The organism is Synechococcus sp. R6-10, from assembly GCF_047461815.1.
Taxonomy (GTDB): Bacteria; Cyanobacteriota; Cyanobacteriia; order Thermostichales; family Thermostichaceae; genus Thermostichus.
This window is the reverse complement of the sequence record NZ_JANSHW010000305.1, coordinates 1-2,431: the sequence shown is the minus strand read 5'-3', so window position 1 is coordinate 2,431 and position 2,431 is coordinate 1. Positions and strand designations below refer to the sequence as shown.

3 protein-coding genes and 1 pseudogene are annotated in these 2,431 nt (G+C 59.6%); 3 read left to right on the top strand and 1 reads right to left on the bottom strand.

All coding sequences use genetic code 11. From position 1 onward, the window contains the following. The 3 genes and pseudogenes from NW837_RS09185 to sppA form a co-directional block, all read left to right on the top strand. Positions 1-263 (top strand): annotated as a pseudogene (locus NW837_RS09185) (16S rRNA (adenine(1518)-N(6)/adenine(1519)-N(6))-dimethyltransferase); the annotation flags it as partial. Positions 264-368: 105 nt separating this feature from the next. Next, positions 369-1,073, top strand: a complete 705-nt coding sequence (fabG, locus tag NW837_RS09180) for a 3-oxoacyl-ACP reductase FabG (RefSeq protein WP_414330883.1) — start codon at positions 369-371, stop codon at positions 1,071-1,073. 74 nt (positions 1,074-1,147) lie between these two features. Continuing rightward, positions 1,148-1,954 (top strand): signal peptide peptidase SppA, encoded by an 807-nt coding sequence (gene sppA, locus NW837_RS09175; RefSeq protein ID WP_414330880.1) that lies wholly within the window; start codon positions 1,148-1,150, stop codon positions 1,952-1,954. An 89-nt stretch (positions 1,955-2,043) separates the two neighbouring features. Here sppA and NW837_RS09170 read toward each other — a convergent pair. Then, positions 2,044-2,431 (bottom strand): phosphopantothenoylcysteine decarboxylase (locus tag NW837_RS09170; RefSeq protein WP_414330877.1); only part of this gene is annotated, 388 nt, incomplete at its 5' end.

Here is a 2,431-nt window from a genome sequence, read left to right as displayed (position 1 = left end):
CCCCCACCCCCGTCCGGGATCCCCGCTGGTTTAACCACCTCCTCCGGCAGGGGTTCTCCACCCGCCGCAAGAAGCTCGTCAATGCCCTGGGAAGCTTGGTGGAGCGAGAGGTGGTCGCAGCAGCTTTGGCTCAGCTCCGCCTCAACCCCGATGCCCGCGCCGAAGAGCTGGCCCTGCCCCACTGGCTGGCCTTGAGCGACCTGCTGCTGGAGAAAGCGCCCAAAAGGGCTGTTGTTCTTCAAGAGGGGCAGGAACCGGGGTAGGGTGAGAGAGGGAAGCTCAGTTGGACGAACCCAAACATCCTCTGGGGTTTTTGAAGTCCCTTCCCGATCTTGTTCTGGATCCCTTTCGCCAATGCAGGTGCATCCATGCAAAGCAACCAAGGCAAGCAAATCCTCTTGACCGGCGGCACAGGCGGGCTGGGTTTGGGGGTGGTTCCCGTGGTGCTGGCCAGCGGCGCAGAGCTGACCTTGACCTATCGCCAAGAGAAAGATCTCACCATTTTGCGGGAGCGCCTGCCGGCCAATGCTCTGGATCGGGTTCGCTTTGTGCAAGTGGATTTAACAGATGAGGCGGCGGTTGCCCGCGTCATTGCCGACCTACCCCGCGTGGATGGGCTGATCCACCTGGTGGGGGGCTTTGCCATGGGCCCCACCCACGAGTACAGCTTGGCGGACTGGTATCGCGACTTCGACCTCAACCTCACCACCACATTCCTGACCTGCAAGCACAGCCTGCGCAGAATGTGGCAACAGGGCTATGGGAGGATTGTAACGGTGGGATCCCGAGGAGCGGTGGAGCCGGGCCCGCAATTGGCCGCCTACTGCGCTTCCAAAGCAGGGGTGGTGGCCCTGACCCGCACCATTGCCGCCGAAACCCAAGGCACCGACATCACAGCCAACGTCATCCTGCCCAGCATCATCGACACGCCGGCCAACCGAGCTGCCATGGGATCCGAGCGAGCCAAGCTGTGGGTCAAGCCAGAGTCCATCGGGCAGGTGATCGCCTTTTTGGTCTCAGAAGCAGCGCGGGATCTGCGAGGGGCGGTGATCCCGGTGTATGGCAACGTCTAGGCAACTGGTTGACCGGGCCACAAGCCGCCATTCATGATACAGAATATGCACTTATCCCTATCCAGTTCTTTTCCATGCTGAAGCGATTATTCTTGGGTGGCTTGCGCCGGCAAATCGGCCGCATTGAGGTGGCAGGGGCTATTGATGGCAAAACTCGCGAGCGGGTTCTCAAGGCCCTGAAAGAGGCGGAAGAAAACCATATCCCTGCCGTGGTGCTGCGCATCGATAGTCCAGGTGGGACGGTGGCCGACTCCCAAGAAATCTACAATGCCCTCTTGCGTTTGCGAGAGAAAAAGGGCACCCGTATTGTCGCCAGCTTTGGCAACATTGCCGCCTCTGGGGGGGTTTATATTGCCATGGGAGCCGAAAAAATTGTCGCCAACCCAGGAACGATCACCGGTAGCATTGGTGTGATCATTCGAGGCAACAATATCGAACGCCTCCTGGATAAGGTGGGGATTTCATTTAAGGTAATTAAGTCTGGCCCCTACAAAGATATTCTCTCGTTTGATCGCGAGCTGACCCCAGAAGAGCGAAACATCCTGCAAGAGTTGATCGACATCACCTACGGCCAGTTTGTGCAGACGGTTGCTGCTGCCCGCAAGTTGAGTTTGAATGTGGTCAAAACTTTTGCCGATGGCCGCATTTTCAGCGGAGAGCAGGCCCTCCACTTGGGTGTGGTGGATCGCTTGGGCACAGAAGAAGATGCCCGCCTTTGGGCGGCAGAGCTGGCGGGTTTGCCGACGGATGCGAAGTTCTACGACCTGCTCCCGCGGCGCAGAGGTTGGTCTCGATTTCTGCCGGCAGCAGAAGCCTTGGCCCGTCTGCAGTTTGAAGCGAGCACCTCGGGCTTGCCCCTGTGGCTTTACACAGGTTCTTGAGGCAGTTCGCGAACAGCTATTCCGGGAAGTTTAGCGTTCTGTACCGCACAGCCCCCACCCCCGGCCCCTCTTCCAGAGGGAGAGGGAGTTTAACTAAAGTAGCCCAACTCCAATTGCCGGGCCAGATCCAGCAGCCGGTGGGCCAGGGTTGGCTTGGTTGCCAATGGGATCCGCTCTGGACTTCCCTGCTGGGGGATCCAATAGCCTTGGTTGTGGCTGCTGCCAAAGCCGCTATCCGGTTGGTCGATGGGGTTGGCCACAATAGCATCCAGGCCCTTCTGGCGGAGCTTCTCTCTGGCCGGTGGCAAGGGATCCCCACTTTGGGCGGCAAAGCCGATGAGGCGTTGGCCAGGGCGTTTGTGGCGGGCCAGAGCTGCCAGCAGGTCAGGGATCGGCTCCAACGGCAACATCTGGGGTAGATCGGCTTTGGGCAGCTTCCCCGCGTAAACCTGAGAGGGGCGCACATCCCCCACAGCA

Bases quoted from the DNA above. Each gene is read 5' to 3' on its own strand.
- fabG (WP_414330883.1), top strand. From the start codon at position 369: ATGCAAAGCAACCAAGGCAAGCAAATCCTCTTGACCGGCGGCACAGGC.
- sppA (WP_414330880.1), top strand. From the start codon at position 1,148: ATGCTGAAGCGATTATTCTTGGGTGGCTTGCGCCGGCAAATCGGCCGC.